This window comes from Streptomyces sp. 12E (genome assembly GCF_055633275.1).
On record NZ_JBVNCJ010000001.1, the window covers coordinates 575,623 to 590,059 of the forward strand.

Sequence of the window (14,437 nt, forward strand, 5' to 3'; positions counted from 1 at the left end):
CCGTCAACGGTTGGGACCGGACTGGTGAGGGTCACCCGGAGCGGAGGTTCGCAGTCCGCGTCGGGCCGTGACCCACTAGGCTGGAACTCAGGCGATGCACCGGTTCACGGTGAGTGTGCGCGATGGAGTGGCGAGGATGAGGCCGGACGACCCGTTCGACGATGCCGTGACGGCCCGGGCCGTCATCGCCGCCGACGGCACGCTCGCGCGGTGGAGCGAGGGTGCCCGCCTGCTGCTGGGACACACGGCCGAGGAGGTCGTCGGCCGCCCGGCCGCCGTGCTGCTGGCCGAGGGCTCGGGCCCGCCCCGGCTCCCGGCCGCCCGCTGGAGCGGCACCCTCGCCCTGCGGCACCGCGACGGCACGACCGTCACGGTGTGGGTGCTCGCCCACCACAGACAGCCGGCGGACGACGGTCCGGGGGAATGGCTCGCCGTCACCCCGCTGGAGGCCGCGGACGGGGAACTGCCCGACGATCCGCTGGTCAGGACGGCCGTGTTCCAGTCGCCCTGCGCCACGATGGTCTTCGACGAAGGGCTGCGCCTGCGCGGGGTCAACGACGCCATGGCCCACCTCCTCGGATTGCCGGCCTCCCACCTGCGGGGACTGAGGCCTACGGACATCGGCGGCCGGCCGCAGCACTCCGAACTCGAACGGCAGCTGCGTCAGGTGCTGCGCGCCGGACGGCCGCACGACATGCAGACGTACATGAAGGCCACCACCGAGAACCGCGCGCACGCCTGGCTGGCCCGGCTCGCCCCGCTCACCGACCCGTCCGGCCGGGTGCGGGGCGTGTGCGTGACCGCCCACGACTTCTCCGAGCAGTACCTGGCACGGGAGCGGCTGCAGCTGGTCAACGAGGCCAGCATCCGCATCGGCACCACCCTGGACGTCACCCGGACGGCGCAGGAGCTGGCCGAGGTGTGCGTGCCCGCCCTCGCCGACTTCGTCAGCGTGGACCTGCTGGAGCCCGAGGAGCCCGGGGGCGAGCCCACCGGCCCGCTGACCACGCCGGTCTCGCTGCGCCGGGTCGCCCACCAGTCCCTCACACCGGGCAGCCCCGAGGCGGTCGCCCGCGTGGGCGAGGTGGTCGTCTATCCGGCCGCCGCGCCGCAGGCGGACTCGTTGATCGCGGGCCACGGCATCGTGGCCTCGGTGCCGTCCGGCGATCTCGACCCGTGGCTCGCGGTGGACGAGGCACGCGCCCGGCAGGTCCGGGAGTTCGGCGTCCACTCCATGCTGTCCGTCCCGCTCCAGGCGCGCGGCACGACCCTCGGGGTGGCCGCCTTCACCCGTTTCTCCCGCCCCGAGGCGTTCACCCACGACGACGTGCTGCTGGCCGAGGAGGTCACCGCGCGCGCCGCCGTCTGCATCGACAACGCCCGCCGCTACTCCCGGGAACGCGAGACCACCCTCGCGCTCCAGCGCAGCCTGCTCCCCCGCGCCCTGCCGCGCACGGCCGCCGTGGAGGCGGCCACCCGCTACCTGCCGGCCGCGCGCTCCGGGGTGGGCGGCGACTGGTTCGACGTGATCCCGCTGTCCGGGATGCGGGTGGCCATGGTGGTCGGGGACGTCGTCGGGCACGGCATCCAGGCGTCCGCGACCATGGGCCGGCTGCGCACCGCGGTGCGCACCCTCGCCGACATCGACCTGGCGCCGGACGAACTGCTCACCCATCTCGACGATCTGGTGCTCCACCTCTCGCACGAGTCGGGCGGCGACCCCGGGGCGGGCGAGGTCGGCGCGACCTGTCTGTACGCGGTGTACGACCCGGTGTCACGGCGCTGCACCCTGTCCCGGGCGGGGCACCCCTCACCGGTCCTGGTCCCGCCGGGCGGCCCGGCCCGGCACCTCGAACTGCCCTCCGGACCGCCGCTGGGCCTGGGCGGGCTGCCCTTCGAGTCGGTCGAGCTGGAGCTGCCCGACGACGCGGTGCTGGCGTTCTACACCGACGGGCTGGTCGAGTCCCGCGGGCGGGACACCGAAGCCGGTCACGTCCTGCTCCGTGAGGCGCTGTCCAACGCCGCCGGCCCGCTCGACGAGACCTGCGACCGGGTCCTGCACACCATGCTCGCGCCGGGCGGCACGACGGACGACGTGGCCCTGCTGCTGGCCCGTACCCGCGGTCTGCCGTCCGCGCAGGTCGCCGCCTGGGACGTCCCCGCCGATCCGGCGCTGGTCGCCCCCGTCCGCAAGCAGGTCCTCGACCAACTGGCCACCTGGGAGCTGACCGAGGCGTCGTTCACCGCGGAGCTGGTGGTGAGCGAGCTGGTCACCAATGCCATCCGGTACGGCGCCCCGCCCATCCGGCTGCGGCTGATCCACGACGACGCGACGCTGATCTGCGAGGTGTCCGACACCAGCCACACGGCGCCGCACCTGCGCCGGGCCAAGACCTGGGACGAGGGCGGCCGGGGTCTGCTGCTGGTCGCCCAGCTCACCCGGCGCTGGGGCAGCAGACACACGGCCGACGGCAAGACCATCTGGTCGGAACTGGCCCTGGCGGACGAGATGTGACACGAGGTGAACCATGGCGGACGCGGCACGGCACACGACGGCGGTGGTGGCGGGCGCGCTGGTCCTGCTGGGCGCGCTGGCCTCCTGCGGCACCGGGAGCGGGACCGCGGGCCCTTCCCCGCAGCCCTCCGCGTCCGCCGCACGGACCACCGGGGACTCCCCGCGCGGCGCCGTCCCGAGCGACGCCGCCGGTTCCACGAACGACCGGTCCCCGACCGCCGCCGGGCCCGCGGACCGCTCGGCGTCCCGGTGCCGCACCGCCGAACTGAGCGCCGCCGTCGGCCGGATGGACCCGGGTGCGGGGCAGCGCAACTTCCCTCTCGTGCTGACGAACGTCTCCTCCCGCACCTGCACCCTGCACGGCCATCCGGGCGCCGCCTTCGTGGACGCGGCCGGCGGGCAGCTGGGCCGGGATCCGAAGCGCACCCCCGGTGACCCGGCGACCGTCACCCTGAGGCCCGGCGCCAGTGCCTGGGCGGGGCTGAGCTACGCGAGCCCCGGAGTGAGCGGCGCCCGCGCGGCCGCTCCGGCGGCGCTCCTCGTCACCCCACCGGACGAACGGGACCCCCTGAAGGTGCCCTGGACGGCCGGTGCGGTCCCGGTGTCCGGCAACGCCTCCTCGGTGTTCCTCACCGTGCTGGAGCCGGGCACCGGTCCCTGAACCCCGAAGCCCTCAGTGACCGGCGACCGGGTGCGGGACGTACGGCTGCCGGAGTTCCCCGAGCTCCTCGTCGGTCAGCTCGAGTTCGACGGCGGCCACGGCGTCCTCGATGTGACGGGCCTTGGACGCCCCGACGACCGGTGCGGTGACCGTGTCCTGGTGGAGCAGCCAGGCGAGGGCGACCCGGGCGCGCGGGACGCCGCGCCGTTCGGCGATGCGGGTGACCGCCTCGACGACGGCACGGTCCCCCTCCTGGTACAAGGTGCCGCCGAACACGTCGGTGGCGCTGCGCCCGGTGGTGGCGTCCCAGTCCCGGGTGAGCCGGCCCCGGGCGAGCGGGCTCCAGGGCAGGACGCCCACGCCCTGGTCCGCGCAGAGCGGCAGCATCTCGCGCTCCTCCTCGCGGTAGAGGAGGTTGTAGTGGTTCTGCATGGACACGAACCGGGTCCAGCCGTGCAGTTCCGCCGTGTACTGCGCCTTGGAGAACTGCCAGGCGTACATCGAACTGGCGCCGATGTAGCGCACCTTGCCGGCCTTGACGACGTCGTGCAGCGCCTCCATCGTCTCCTCGACGGGGGTGTCGGAATCCCAGCGGTGGATCTGGTAGAGGTCGACGTAGTCGGTGCCGAGGCGGGTGAGGCTGTGGTCCAGCTCGGTCATGATCGCCTTGCGGGACAGTCCGCCGCCGTTGGGCCCGGGCCGCATCCGGCCGTGCACCTTCGTGGCGAGCACGATGTCGTCCCGGCGGGCGAAGTCGCGCAGCGCCCGGCCGACGATCTCCTCGCTGGTGCCGTCCGAGTAGACGTTCGCGGTGTCGAAGAAGGTGATGCCCGCCTCCAGCGCCTGCCGGATCAGCGGACGGGAGGCCTCCTCGTCGAGGGTCCACTCGTGCGTGCCGCGGTCGGGCACGCCGTAGGTCATGCAGCCCAGACAGATCCGCGACACGTCCAGACCCGTCGAACCGAGCTTCACGTACTGCATCGTCGCCGCTCCTGCTTGTCGGGAAGGGTGGTTGCCAGAGGGAGCGTACGTGCCGGCGCCCGCGCGAAGCCGGGCGCCGGACGCGGCGCACCGCCCTCCGAAGCAGAAAACCGGTTGCCCGCCCCGGCCGGGAGGCCCCAGGATCCCGCCATGCCCACGAGCTCCCTCCCGCTGCCGCCGTCCGCCACCGCCACCGCGGCGGGCCGACAGCAGCGGTCCGGCCGGCGGGGAGGACCGACACCGCCGCGCTCATGACGGCCGCCCTGCTCGCGGGGCTGCTCGCCGGTTACGGCATCGCCGTCCCCGTGGGCGCCGTCGGGGCCTACCTGGTCTCCCTCACCGCCCGCACCACCCTGCGCACCGGCGTCTGCGCGGCCCTCGGCGTCGCCACGGCCGACGGGCTGTACGCCCTCGCGGCCGCGCTCGGCGGTTCGGCCCTCGCGTCGGCGCTGCGGCCGGTCCTGGGGCCGATGCGGTGGGTCTGTGTGCTGGTGCTGCTCGCACTGGCGGCGTGGGGCGCGGCCGGGGCCGTACGCCGCTACCGCGGGCGGCTGCTCGCCACCCGTCCCCGGGCCGCTCCCCCGGGCGCCGCCCGCGCGTATCTGTCGCTGCTCGGGATCACCCTGCTGAACCCCACCACCGTGATCTACTTCGCGGCGCTCGTGCTCGGCTCCCGCAGCGTGGAGGCGGCCGGGCCCCTGGAGCGGACCGTGTTCGTGACGGCGGCCTTCGCCGCGTCCGCGAGCTGGCAGGTGCTGCTCGCCGGCGGCGGCGCCCTGCTGGGCCGGGCGCCGGCCGGTCGCCGGGGCCGGCTGGTGACCGCGCTGGTGGCGTCCGGGGTGATGACGGCCCTCGCGTCCACATGGCGGTGGCGCCCGCCTGACGGCCCGCGGGGCCCGGTCGGATGAATCCGGCGTGCGGTGGTGTTGCGGAAGTGATCGACTCGACCGCAGTACCCGAGAACGACGGGATGGATGCCATGCCTCTTCAAGGCGAGTACGACCCGAGTCCGACGCAGTGGGTGCGCGAACAGGTGGAGCTGTACGAGAGCTCCGGCGGCACGGAGGGGACGACCCTGCAGGGCAGGCCGGTCATCGTGCTGACCAGCCGGGGCGCGAGGAGCGGCAAGCTGCGCAAGACCCCGTTGATGCGGGTCGAGCACGAGGGGCGGTACGCGGCGGTCGCCTCGCTGGGCGGCGCTCCCCGGCACCCGGTCTGGTACCACAACGTCAAGGCCGACCCGCACGTCGAGCTCCAGGACGGGCCGGCCAAGTTCGACATGACGGCCCGTGAGGTCACCGGGGAGGAGAAGGCCGAGTGGTGGAAGCGCGCCGTCGCGGCCTTTCCGCCGTACGCCGACTACCAGGAGAAGACGGACCGTGAGATCCCCGTCTTCGTGCTGGAGCGGCGGGAACAGGGCTGACGGGTGCGGGTCCGGCGGGCGGAGGGAAAAATCTCCGCCCCGGTGCGCATGAAGCACCGGCCGCCGGGCATCCGTGCGTCAGGCCCCGCCGCGTTCCCCCGTCGCGGCGGGGCTTTCCCACGCCTCCCGTGCCTCCGGAGACCCCCGTTCGGTGACGTCGAGGAAGATCTGGTCCGCCTCGGGCACCTCACGGGCGACGGCCCGCTTGATGCGTACGGCGACCTCCTCCACCCGCTCGCTGTCCATGCCGGGCACCAGGTCGACGCGGGCGGCCACCAGGGCGGTGTCCAGGCCCGTCTTCATGGTGAAGAGCGCCTCCACACTGTCGATCTCGGGCTGCTGACACAGCAGTTCCCGGATCCGGTCGCTCGCCCGCGGGTCGGCGGCCTCGCCGATCAGCTGGTCGCGGGCGTCGCGCCCGAGCCGGAAGGCGACGTAGACCAGCAACGCGCCGATGGCGAGCGAGGCGGAGGCCTCCCACACCACCTGCCCGGTGATCATGTGCAGCGCCATGCCCACGATGGCCAGGGTGACGCCCACCACCGCGGTGCCGTCCTCGGCGACCACCGTGCGCAGCGCCGGATCACGCAGTCCGCTGTCCAGGCCGCCCTGCCTGCGCACCTGGTACAGGGCGCGCAGCAGGGAGCCGCCCTCGGCGAGCAGGGCGACGCCGAGCACGACCAGTCCGGCGACATAGCCGTCCAGGTCCTCCTCGCCCCCGCTCCTGAGCGCCTCCACGCCCTGGTAGAACGAGAAGCAGCCGCCCATCACGAAGATCCCGACGGCCGCCAGCAGAGACCAGAAGAACCGCTCCTTGCCGTAGCCGAACGGGTGACGGCGGTCGGCCGGGCGCCGGCTGCGCCGCAGCGCGGCCAGCAGGAACACTTCGTTCAGGCTGTCGGCGACCGAGTGCGCCGCTTCCGACAGCAACGCGGGGGAGGACGCGGCCAGTCCGCCGACGGCCTTGGCGACGGCGATCACCAGATTGGCGGCGAGCGCCACCAGCACCGTGATCCGGGTTCTGCGATCCGATCGAGTACTCACGTTCGGCCGATTGCCCCGGTCGGCCCACACCACACCGTGCCGTCGGCGGAAAACGGGGAACGCGGTCACCGGGACATCCGAACGGCGACGAGGAGGGCACCATGGGCCGCGACGACGGGGGCGGCGGCAACAGTGCGTACGGCAGGAAGAAGTTCAAGAGGTCGAGGGCCCACTTCACGGACCGGATCACCGCGGACGGCCGGGACGGCTGGCCGGTGGAGGCCGGGCGCTACCGGCTCGTCGTGAGCCGGGCCTGCCCGTGGGCGAGCCGGGCACTGGTGTCCCGGCGGCTGCTCGGTCTCGAGGACGCGCTGTCCCTGGCCGTCACGGACCCGCTGCAGGACGACCGGAGCTGGCGCTTCACCCTGGATCCGGACGGCCGCGACCCGGTCCTGGGCATCCGGTACCTGAGCGAGGCGTACGACCGGCGGGAGACGGAGTACCCGGGCGGGGTGAGCGTGCCGGCGGTCGTGGACGTGCCCAGCGGGAAGCTGGTCACCAACGACTACCAGCAGATCACCCTGGACCTCGCCACCGAGTGGACGGCCCTGCACCGCGAGGGGGCGCCCGACCTGTACCCGCGGGCACGGCGCGACGAGATCGACGCGTTGGCGGAGGACGTCTTCCAGGACGTCAACAACGGCGTGTACCGGGCGGGCTTCGCCACGGACCAGGAGGAGTACGAGGCCGCGTGCACGGCCCTGTTCCGGCGGCTGGAGCTGCTGGCGGGGCGGCTGGAGCGGCAGCGGTACCTGGTGGGCGACACCATCACCGAGGCGGACATCAGGCTGTTCACCACACTGGTGCGGTTCGACGCGGTGTACCACGGCCACTTCAAGTGCAACCGGTGGAAGCTGACGGAGAACCGGGTGCTGTGGGCGTACGTCCGCGACCTGTACCAGACGCCCGGATTCGGCGACACCGTGGACTTCGACCACATCAAGCGGCACTACTACCAGGTGCACACCGGAATCAACCCGTCCGGCATCGTGCCCCTCGGTCCCGACCTGTCCGGCTGGACGGCGCCCCACCACCGTGCGGAGCTGGGCGGCCGGCCGTTCGGGGACGGTACTCCGCCCGGTCCGGTGCGGGCCGGCGAGGAGGTGCCGGCGCCGGGCCGTCCCTGACCGGACCGGCCCGGCGACCCGTTCATCGACGATCCATCCAACGACGAGACCACGCAGCCGACTCAAGGAGACCCACGTGGCGAAGAGCAAGAAGGTCAAGAGGAAACTGCCCATGGCGTACAAGCCGATCGGCTTCGTGCTGGGCTGGACCAGCGGCACCGTGGCGGGGATGGCGTTCCAGAAGACCTGGAAGATGATCCGGCACGAGGACGACGCGCCGGACGCGCTGGACCGCGACCGCCGCTGGGGAGAGATCCTGCTGGCCGCGGCGATCCAGGGCGCCATCTTCGCGGTGGTGCGCAGTGCCGTGGACCGGGCCGGCGCCAAGGCCATCGAACGCTCCACGGGCACCTGGCCGGTCCCGGACAAGGGCGGCCGCGACTGATGCGTCCGCACGGCCGGCCCGCCGTCCCCCGACGGCGGGTCAGCCCTGTTTGGGCGCCGTCGGGGTGCCCCTGCGGACGATGAAGGAGTGGCCCGCCGGGTCGGCGTAGCCGCGCTCCCCGGTGGGGCCCGAGGCGTCGCCCTTCTCCACCGGACGTCCGCCGAGGCTCACGATCAGGCGTTCCACCGCGTCCAGGTCGTCCACCACGAACTCCAGGTGCGCCTGAAGGGAGTTCTCCGGGCGGGGCCAGCTCGGGGCGGTCGCGTTCACGTCGCGGCGCAGCGCCAGGCGGAAACCGTCGCGGGCCCGGATCTCCACCCGGTTGACGTGGGCGTCGACGTCCTCCGCGCCCAGCAACTCCTTGTAGAAATCGGCCAGTTTCTCGGGTTCGGCACAGTCGAGCACCACCACGCCGGCCGTCACCAGGGTCATGTCTCCTCCGCGGGAGTCCGGGGCACGGGGCGCTCCTGCCCCGCCCTGTACGTGACGCCTATCCCCGCTCGCCGGATTCAACCGGGGCCCGATGCAAGCGACTTCCGGGGAATGCGAGCGTACGCACTTCAACGTGTCTGCGTGGTAACAGATATGACCGACCGTCAGGTGTGGATTTCTCGATCTTGGGGCATTCTCGTAGCGCTTCCTGATTCGACCTACGTATCTTGAAGCCTGGTTCGAGTGCACGGGCGGTCGCCCTCACGGCCGCCCGTTCGCAGGGCGGGGGACTCCGCGTTCCGCGCCCCGAAAGGAAACACATGTCCCAGGACGTCCGGTTCGACCTCCCCTTCGACACCCCCGTCAGCGACCACCTGGAGTACGCACGGGCGCGTCATCTGCGCTGGGTGCGGGAGACGGGGCTGGTCCGCAGCCGGGCCGGCTTCGAGGAGTACCGGTCCTGGGACCTGCCCCAGGCCGCCGCCCGTACGTATCCGTACGCCTCGGCGGAGGACCTGGTCGTCCTGATGAACTGGTTCTCCCTCGCGTTCCTCTTCGACGACCAGTTCGACGTCGGGCGGCCCGACCGCGCCGAGCGCATAGCCGAGGTGGCCCGGGAGCTGATCGTGACCCCGTTGCGGCCGGCGGGGAGCACGCCCAGGGTCGTCTGCCCCATCACACTGGCCTGGACCCAGGTCTGGGCCCTCCTCTCCGACGGCATGTCCCTGACCTGGCAGACCCGGTTCGCGGCCTCCTGGGGGCGGTTCCTGGTGGCGCACTGCGAGGAGGTCGACCTGGCCGCCCGGGGGCTGGCCGGGACGCTCGGCCTGGACGAGTACGCGGCCTTCCGGCGCCGTACCGTCGGCATCCACCACAGCATCGACGCGGGCGAGCGCAGCCGCGGCTTCGAGGTCCCGGCGCAGGCGATGGCGCATCCGCTGATGGAGCGGCTGCGCGACCTGGCCGCGGACACCATCGGGTTCATGAACGACATCCACTCCTTCGAGCGGGAGCGCCGCCGCGGCGACGGGCACAACCTCATCGCCGTCCTGCACCGGGAGCGGGGCTGCTCCTGGGAGGAGGCCGCCGCCGAGGCGTACGGCATGACGACCGCCCGTCTGGCGGAGTACCTCGAACTGGAGGAGCGGGTGCCGCGGATGTGCGACGAACTCGGGCTGGACGTGAACGAGCGCGACCGGGTGCACCGGGGCGTGGAGGCCATCCGGCACTGGATCAACGGCAACTACGAGTGGGCGCTGACCACCGGCCGGTACGCGGCGGTGAAGGAGGGCCCCGTGGCCACCGCGGAACAGGCCGGGCGGGGCTCCGTGGACGATCTGCTGACCGTGTGAGACGGCCGTGCCGCCCGGCCGCCCGGGCCGGGCGGCGACGTCACCCGCCGAACTCGACGGGCAGGGCGTCCAGCCTGGATTCCCAGGTGGAGGCGGTCGAACTGAGCTCCTCCGGTTCCACCGCCAGCCGCAGTCCGGGCAGCCGGTGCAGCAGGACGTCGACGGCGATCTCGATGAGGGACTGGCCGATGTTCTGTCCTGGGCACTCGTGCGGGCCCGAACTGAACGCCAGGTGCGCCTGGTTGCCCTGGACGGACACTCCGGCGTCCGGACGGATCTCCGGGTCCCGGTTGCCCGCGGCGAGCCCGAGCACCAGCAGATCGCCCTCCTGGAGGCGGTGACCGCCGAGCTCCAGGTCGCTCGCGGCGAAGCGGCCCGGCAGGACGGCCAGCGGCGGGTTGTCCCACATGACCTCCTCCACCACCTCGGAGACGTTCAGCCGGCCGCTGATCAGCCCGGAGAGCCGCGAGGCGTCGGTGAGGACCAGTTGCAGCACCCGGGCCAGCAGATTGCTGGTGGTGGTGTGCGCGGCGATCAGCACCAGACGCAGGTGGCTGACGACCTCGTCCTCGTCGAGCCCGGCGCGGTGCCCCAGCAGGGCGGTGGCGAGGTCGCTGCCGGGCTCGGAGCGCTTGCGCACGACGAGTTCGCCGAGGATCTCCTGGATGCGCGCGTCGTGGGCGACGGCGCTCCCGCCGCCCCTGAGGACCTGGGCACAGGACTCGACCAGGTCGCGGCCCTCCGTCTCGGGCAGCCCCAGCAGACGGCTGAGCACCAGCATCGGCAGGTACTCGGCGTAGTCGTGCACCAGGTCGGCGCGCCCGGCGTCCGCGAACGCGTCGATCTGCTTGTTGGCGTAGTGCGTGGCGTGCCGGCGGATGCCGCGGCCGGCCGCCGCCTGGAGGGCGTCGGTGACGGCCGCGCGGAGCCTGCGGTGCGGTTCGCCGTCCTGGGAGACGCAGTCGGGACGCCAGCCGAGCATCGGGACCAGCGGTGAGTTCTCGTCGACGCGGCCCTCGGCCCGGTCCCGCCAGATGCGGGCGTCCCGGGTGAACTGGCGGGGGTTGTCCAGGACCCGACGGGCGTCCCGGTAGCCGAGCACCAGCCAGGCCGGCACCTCGCCCTCCAGGAGCACGGGCGCCACCGGGCCGTGCTCCTTGCGCAGCCGTTCGTAGATGCCGGCCGGGTCGGTGGCCGCCTCCGGCCCGTACAGCCGGGTGAGCCCGGTGCCGTGGTGGGCGACGGGGCAGCCGCGGGGGGGTTCGGGGTCGTTCATCGGGACTCCACGGCGACGGCCGAGCGTTCCTTCAGGTGCTGGATCAGGGCGACCAGCACGTCACGGCTGGAGGCACGGTCACGGGCGTCGAAGGACACCACCGGGATGTGCGCGGGGATGTCCAGGGCGTCCCGTATCTCCTCGGCCGGGAAGTCCTTGGAGTCGGGGAAGACGTTGAGGGCGATGACGAACGGCACCTGCTGCCGCTCCATCTCCTCGATCGCCCGGAAGCTGGAGGCCAGCCGCCGGGTGTCCACCAGGACGACCGCGCCGAGCGCCCCCTTGAACAGCCCGTTCCACAGGAACCAGAACCGCTCCTGGCCCGGCGTGCCGAACAGGTACAGCGTCAGGCTGTCGTTGAGGCCGATCTTGCCGAAGTCCAGGCTGACGGTGGTCCGCGACTTGTCGGCGACCCCGATGAGGTCGTCGACACCGGCGCTGGCCTGGGTGAGCGTCTCCTCGGTGGTGAGCGGCCTGATGTCGCTGACCGAGCGGACCATGGTGGTCTTCCCGGTGCCGAAGCCGCCGGCGATCATCACCTTCACCGAGCGGATGTCCCCGCCGCCCCGCCGGCCGGGCCGGTCAAAGCCTTTCAAGTCCACTGAGTACCTCCTCAAGGAGCGCGAGGTCGGGCCCGCGACCGGCGACGTGTGCCGGGATGGGGTCGCGGGCTTCGATCCGGCCCGCTTCCAGCAGGTCCGACAGCAGCACCGCGAGAATGTTGAACGGCAGCCCGAGGTGGGCGCCGAGTTCGGCGACCGAGAGCGGCTCACGACAGCGCCGGACGATCTCCTCGTGCTCGTGCTGCAGGCCCGGGACGGGGCCCGGACGGGAGACGACGAGGGTCGCGACGTCGAGGCCGGCCGCCGCACCGCCCGGTCCGCTGCGCCCCCGGGTGAGGACGTAGTAGCGCTCGAGACCGGACGGGTCCGCGGGCTGGCGGGGAGCACTCATCCAGAGTGCTCCTCCAGGCGCGGAGTGGTCCCGAGGAGTTCGCCCATTCTGCGGGCGAGGTCCCTCATCTGGTGTCCGAGCAGACCCTGGTCCAGCCCCTCCCGGGCGAGGACGCCGAGGTAGGTCTCCACACCGGCGCGGACCACGAAGAGGTGACCGCCGTCGACCTCGATCATCGCCAGCCGCAGCTGTCCCGCGTAGGCGGGGAACTGTTCGGCGACCGGCTGGGCCAGTGCCTGGAGGCCGGCCACCACCGCCGCGAAGCGGTCGACGTCGTCGGGGTCGTCCGCCCCGTAGGAGGTGATGGCCTTGCCGTCGCTGGAGGCCACGAGGGCGAAGCGGATCTCCTGGATGCTCTCGACGAGGTCGCGGAGCGCCCAGCTCACGTCGGTTCCCTGCTGCGTCATGTGGTCTGGTCGCTCTCTTCGGTGCGGTGCTCGGTGGACTCGCGTCCGGTGGGGGTGGTGTCACGGTCGCCGGGTGTCCGGGGCGCCGGGTCGCCGGCGCGTCCGGCGGTGGCGAAGGCGGCGAGGCCGGCGAAGGAGGCGTCCGGCGGTACGGCGGCCACCGCGCCGGCCGTCACGGGTCCGGCGGGCGCGGCGGGCCGCGGGTCGTCCGGGTCGGTCCGCTTGCGGCGGCGGGGCAGTCCGCCGGGGGTGGTGCCGGCGGGCCCGGCGGATTCGTCCGGGGCCGGTCCGGCGACGGCGGCCGGCGACGCCGGGCCGGTCTCGACGGCGGGGGGCTCCACCACGGCGGCCGCGGGCAGCGGGCTGAAGTACTTGTGCGGTACGACGACCACCACGGAGGTGCCGAGCCAGGGGGAGTCCGCGAAGGTGACGCGGATGCCGTAGCGGCGGGCGAGGACGCCGACGACCCGCAGGCCGATGTTGGCGTCCTCGGTGATGCCGCCGATGCCCGCCCCGGGTGCGGTGCCCGCGAGGGCGTGTTCGGCCGCGCGCTTCTTCTCCTCGCTCAGGCCCTTGCCGGAGTCCTGGATCTCGATGCCGACGCCGTTGGGGACCTCGCGGCCGGAGACCACCACGGGTTCGGAGGGCGGCGAGTAGCGGGCCGCGTTGTCGAGCAGATGGGCGAAGATCAGCGTGAGGTGGTCCACCAGCCCGCCGTCCACGCCGAGTTCGGGAAGCCGGCTCAGCTGGACGCGGTGGAAGTCCTTGATCCGGCCGATGCCGCCGCGCACCACGCTCAGCAGCCGCTGCGGCTCCTGCCACTGTCTGCCGGGCCGGTCGGAACCGCCGAGGACGCCGATGCTGGCGGCCAGACAATCGGCGGGGCCGATCTCCTGGTCGAGTTCCATCAGCCCCCGGGCGACGGCGGGCAGCCGGCCGTGTTCGCCCTGCATCTCGTGCAGCCGGCCGCGGAGCTTGCTGGTCAGCACGTGGATGCGGTTGCCGATGCTGATGACGGCCTGTTCGGCGGAGGTGGAGCGGTCGAACTCCTCCTCCAGGCCGATCAGCGCGGTGCGCAGCAGCTTGCGCAGTTCGGTCTGGAGGTCGGCGCCGACCTTCGCGCACTGGTTGACGCTCGGCAGCAGGTCGTCGATGGCGTCGCCGGCGCGCAGCCGTCCGATCGCCTCCGGGAGCTGTTCGTCGGCGAGACGGGCGACCGCGGACAGCTGATGGGCCAGCTGCTCCCGCCTGGTCTCGGCCTCTTCGGCGAGCCGCGCCTCGCAGGCCCTGGTCCGCTCGGCCAGCCGCTCCTCGAACTCCTGCTCCCGCTCGGCGCGTTCGTCGGTGAACCTCCGCTCCTGGTCCGCCATGTGCTGCTGCCACCGCCGGGTGTGCTCGGCCTGCGAGGTGCGGTGGGCGTCCTCCGCCCGCAGGAGCCGGACCCGGTACCGGAGCATGAGCCGTACGCACACGGAGCAGGCGGCCGTCGCGGCGGCGCCGAGGACGGCCGTGGTGATCCGGTCCGAGCCCATCGACGTGGCGGCGACCGTCCCGCCGCCGAGGCCGAGCGGCATCAGCCACCAGCCGTGCCAGGTGACGGGGGCCCGCGCCGCCGGTGGCGGAGTGGCGAGTTCCATCTGCATCCTTCGAAGCAACATGGGGGTGTGCGGGGGAGCGTGCGACGAGGACCGCACTCACGCGTGCGCACCACGAGGCAACCCGTCGCGATGTCGGTCAACTCGCGGCGCGGGTGAGGAGCTTATCGGGTCGGCACCCCTGTGGATCAATTTCGTCCGATGCCCGGGGTGAGGGTTCCGTCACGCTCCGACGACACCTTCCGGGACCGATCGACCGGTTCGAAAAAACTCGGTCGCAATGCG

Annotated in this window: 15 protein-coding genes; 7 read left to right on the forward strand and 8 right to left on the reverse strand. The window is 73.0% G+C overall.

The annotated features are described in order from the left end of the window. The first annotated feature begins 136 nt into the window (after nucleotides 1-136). Both ACZ8ZB_RS02595 and ACZ8ZB_RS02600 read left to right on the forward strand, forming a co-directional pair. Nucleotides 137-2,515, forward strand: a complete 2,379-nt coding sequence (locus tag ACZ8ZB_RS02595; RefSeq protein ID WP_470736091.1) for a SpoIIE family protein phosphatase — start codon at nucleotides 137-139, stop codon at nucleotides 2,513-2,515. A gap of 13 nt (nucleotides 2,516-2,528) precedes the next feature. Further along, the gene (locus ACZ8ZB_RS02600) at nucleotides 2,529-3,176 is read left to right on the forward strand and encodes a DUF4232 domain-containing protein (RefSeq protein ID WP_470736092.1); all 648 of its coding nucleotides are present in this window, start codon (nucleotides 2,529-2,531) and stop codon (nucleotides 3,174-3,176) included. 12 nt (nucleotides 3,177-3,188) lie between these two features. Here the strand turns inward: ACZ8ZB_RS02600 and ACZ8ZB_RS02605 are convergent, their stop codons facing one another. Beyond that, complete coding sequence (locus tag ACZ8ZB_RS02605) at nucleotides 3,189-4,157, reverse strand: aldo/keto reductase (RefSeq protein WP_470736093.1); 969 nt, start codon at nucleotides 4,155-4,157, stop codon at nucleotides 3,189-3,191. Nucleotides 4,158-4,408: 251 nt separating this feature from the next. Here ACZ8ZB_RS02605 and ACZ8ZB_RS02610 point away from each other — a divergent pair, with 251 nt between their 5' ends. Both ACZ8ZB_RS02610 and ACZ8ZB_RS02615 read left to right on the forward strand, forming a co-directional pair. After that, entirely contained in the window at nucleotides 4,409-5,065 is a 657-nt protein-coding gene (locus tag ACZ8ZB_RS02610; protein ID WP_470736094.1) for a LysE family transporter, read from the forward strand. Between the two features lie 71 nt (nucleotides 5,066-5,136). Then, nucleotides 5,137-5,580, forward strand: a complete 444-nt coding sequence (locus ACZ8ZB_RS02615) for a nitroreductase family deazaflavin-dependent oxidoreductase (RefSeq protein ID WP_470736095.1) — start codon at nucleotides 5,137-5,139, stop codon at nucleotides 5,578-5,580. A 78-nt stretch (nucleotides 5,581-5,658) separates the two neighbouring features. Here the strand turns inward: ACZ8ZB_RS02615 and ACZ8ZB_RS02620 are convergent, their stop codons facing one another. Next, on the reverse strand, nucleotides 5,659-6,588 hold the full coding sequence (locus ACZ8ZB_RS02620; protein ID WP_470741405.1) for a cation diffusion facilitator family transporter: 930 nt from the start codon (nucleotides 6,586-6,588) through the stop codon (nucleotides 5,659-5,661). A gap of 137 nt (nucleotides 6,589-6,725) precedes the next feature. On the opposite strand from ACZ8ZB_RS02620, the gene ACZ8ZB_RS02625 reads away from it, so the two are divergent. Further along, nucleotides 6,726-7,751, forward strand: a complete 1,026-nt coding sequence (locus tag ACZ8ZB_RS02625) for a glutathione S-transferase family protein (protein WP_470736096.1) — start codon at nucleotides 6,726-6,728, stop codon at nucleotides 7,749-7,751. 112 nt (nucleotides 7,752-7,863) lie between these two features. Further along, nucleotides 7,864-8,136 carry a DUF4235 domain-containing protein gene (locus ACZ8ZB_RS02630; RefSeq protein WP_470741406.1) on the forward strand — a complete coding sequence of 91 codons (273 nt, stop codon included), beginning with the start codon at nucleotides 7,864-7,866 and terminating at the stop codon, nucleotides 8,134-8,136. A 39-nt stretch (nucleotides 8,137-8,175) separates the two neighbouring features. On the opposite strand, the gene ACZ8ZB_RS02635 is transcribed toward ACZ8ZB_RS02630, so the two are convergent. Further along, entirely contained in the window at nucleotides 8,176-8,568 is a 393-nt protein-coding gene (locus ACZ8ZB_RS02635; protein ID WP_470736097.1) for a VOC family protein, read from the reverse strand. A 320-nt stretch (nucleotides 8,569-8,888) separates the two neighbouring features. Here ACZ8ZB_RS02635 and ACZ8ZB_RS02640 point away from each other — a divergent pair, with 320 nt between their 5' ends. Beyond that, nucleotides 8,889-9,920: a 7-epi-alpha-eudesmol synthase gene (locus tag ACZ8ZB_RS02640; protein ID WP_470736098.1), complete on the forward strand. Its 1,032-nt coding sequence runs from the start codon at nucleotides 8,889-8,891 to the stop codon at nucleotides 9,918-9,920. A gap of 40 nt (nucleotides 9,921-9,960) precedes the next feature. On the opposite strand, the gene ACZ8ZB_RS02645 is transcribed toward ACZ8ZB_RS02640, so the two are convergent. Genes ACZ8ZB_RS02645 through ACZ8ZB_RS02665 form a run of 5 tightly spaced genes read right to left on the reverse strand, consistent with a single transcriptional unit; the run spans nucleotide 9,961 to nucleotide 14,194 of the window. Further along, on the reverse strand, nucleotides 9,961-11,196 hold the full coding sequence (locus tag ACZ8ZB_RS02645) for a cytochrome P450 (RefSeq protein WP_470736099.1): 1,236 nt from the start codon (nucleotides 11,194-11,196) through the stop codon (nucleotides 9,961-9,963). Beyond that, complete coding sequence (locus ACZ8ZB_RS02650) at nucleotides 11,193-11,798, reverse strand: GTP-binding protein (RefSeq protein WP_470736100.1); 606 nt, start codon at nucleotides 11,796-11,798, stop codon at nucleotides 11,193-11,195. The genes ACZ8ZB_RS02645 and ACZ8ZB_RS02650 overlap by 4 nt, the downstream gene beginning before the upstream one ends. Further along, nucleotides 11,779-12,150: a DUF742 domain-containing protein gene (locus ACZ8ZB_RS02655; protein WP_470736101.1), complete on the reverse strand. Its 372-nt coding sequence runs from the start codon at nucleotides 12,148-12,150 to the stop codon at nucleotides 11,779-11,781. Before ACZ8ZB_RS02655 ends, ACZ8ZB_RS02650 begins: the two co-directional genes overlap by 20 nt. Then, a complete protein-coding gene (locus ACZ8ZB_RS02660; RefSeq protein ID WP_030821389.1) occupies nucleotides 12,147-12,557 on the reverse strand; it encodes a roadblock/LC7 domain-containing protein in 411 nt (136 codons plus the stop codon). The genes ACZ8ZB_RS02655 and ACZ8ZB_RS02660 overlap by 4 nt, the downstream gene beginning before the upstream one ends. Continuing rightward, nucleotides 12,554-14,194 (reverse strand): ATP-binding protein, encoded by a 1,641-nt coding sequence (locus ACZ8ZB_RS02665; protein ID WP_470736102.1) that lies wholly within the window; start codon nucleotides 14,192-14,194, stop codon nucleotides 12,554-12,556. Before ACZ8ZB_RS02665 ends, ACZ8ZB_RS02660 begins: the two co-directional genes overlap by 4 nt. Between the last annotated feature and the right edge of the window lie 243 nt (nucleotides 14,195-14,437).